Source organism: Shewanella sp. SG41-4 (assembly GCF_014164505.1).
Lineage (GTDB): Bacteria > Pseudomonadota > Gammaproteobacteria > Enterobacterales > Shewanellaceae > Shewanella.
In genome coordinates this window covers 1-1,489 of sequence record NZ_JACJFI010000577.1, presented here as the reverse complement: position 1 = coordinate 1,489, position 1,489 = coordinate 1, and the positions used below count along the sequence as shown (strand labels likewise).

Below are 1,489 nucleotides of genomic sequence, written 5' to 3'. Positions count from 1 at the left end.
TTGTTAATAAAAATAAAATTTATTTTGGTACTCGAAGTGCTATTTACTCGATGGACAACAATGCAACCACCAAACCCAAGGTGATATTTAATAGAAAAAAACTTATATATTCAATGGCTTTTATTGACAACGTGCTTGTTGCATCATCAAATAGAGAAGTCTATATTATTGATACAGAGACAGCTATCACCCATACTCTTAATATTGACAATGGCGTTTTAAAAGATTACAACACTCAGTCATTATTAGTGATGAATAAGTCTGTATTATTTGGAGGGCCCGATGGGCTTAGTTTAGTAGAGCCGAATAAAATATTAGCCGCTATGTCCATTAATTCTACAGACACAATAAAACTTACAGATTTTCTTTTATTTAATAGCCCTGTCAGCATTGGTTCAAGCATTCTAAAAAAACCTATAGATAATCTAGATGAAATAACATTAAAACATTCAGACTATCCATTTACAATAAAGTTCAACATATTGGGAAAAGATAATAACAATTTTGAATTTTTTTATTACTTAGAAGATTTAGAAAAAAACTGGTTATCTACAAAAGGAAGTAACAGTGTAACCTATACAAACTTATCAGCAGGAAATTATACTTTTAAATTATATTCTGAGAATAGGTTGTCAGGTAAAAAAACTGATGTTAAAAGTATAAAAATATTAGTTACACCTCCTTGGTGGTTATCTTTAGAAGCCAAATTGGTATATAGCCTATTTATATTAACCCTTATAACTCTATCTTTTAAAGTAATAATTCGCCGGCGAGAAATTCAAAAACAAATAGCCCAAAGTGAAGAGCGTTTAAAGCTATCTCTATGGGGGAGTGGCGACGAAATGTGGGACTGGGATATTGAAAGCGGCAAAATCTACCGTTCTAATATTTGGGGTTCTTTAGACTTCCCTCAAGACGGCCGGCGCTCGGGTCATCCAGATGAAGAAAGTAATATACACCCTCTCGATAGAGATCGTGTGACAAAGGCGCTAAATGATCATTTCAATGCCCTAACCGATCACTTCGAAATTGCTTATCGTGTTAAAGCACGAAACCAACAATGGATCTGGATCTTAGACAGGGCCAAGATAGTTGAACGCGATCAGAAAGATGTGCCGCTTCGAATGACTGGCACCATTAAAGACATTAATAATATTAAACAAGCAGAAGAACAACTTCGTTTATTCGCTAGAGCGATTGAAAATATTTCTGAAGGAATGTTTATCCTCAATGAGAAGTATCAATTTGTTGAAGTCAATAATGCCTGTTGTGAACTCAGCGAATCAACAAAAGAAAAATTTGTCGATGAAATTCTCAATTTCAGTCGTTATCCAGCCAGTTATTCTGAACAAATAAGAAACTTGCTAAAGCAACAAGGTCGTTGGAGCGGTGAAATAGAAGCGAGTAAAGGTAAAGATAATTACTTCTTAATGGAACTGACCATTGACGCAATATACAATGAGCAAGGCGAAACAAGTCATTATGTGGG

The 1,489-nt window shown here is 34.5% G+C and carries 1 protein-coding gene; it reads left to right on the top strand.

From position 1 onward, the window contains the following. Positions 1-50: 50 nt before the first annotated feature. Positions 51-1,489, top strand: a 1,439-nt coding sequence (locus H5202_RS22375) for a PAS domain-containing protein (protein ID WP_259397447.1), incomplete at its 3' end; no start/stop codon positions are given.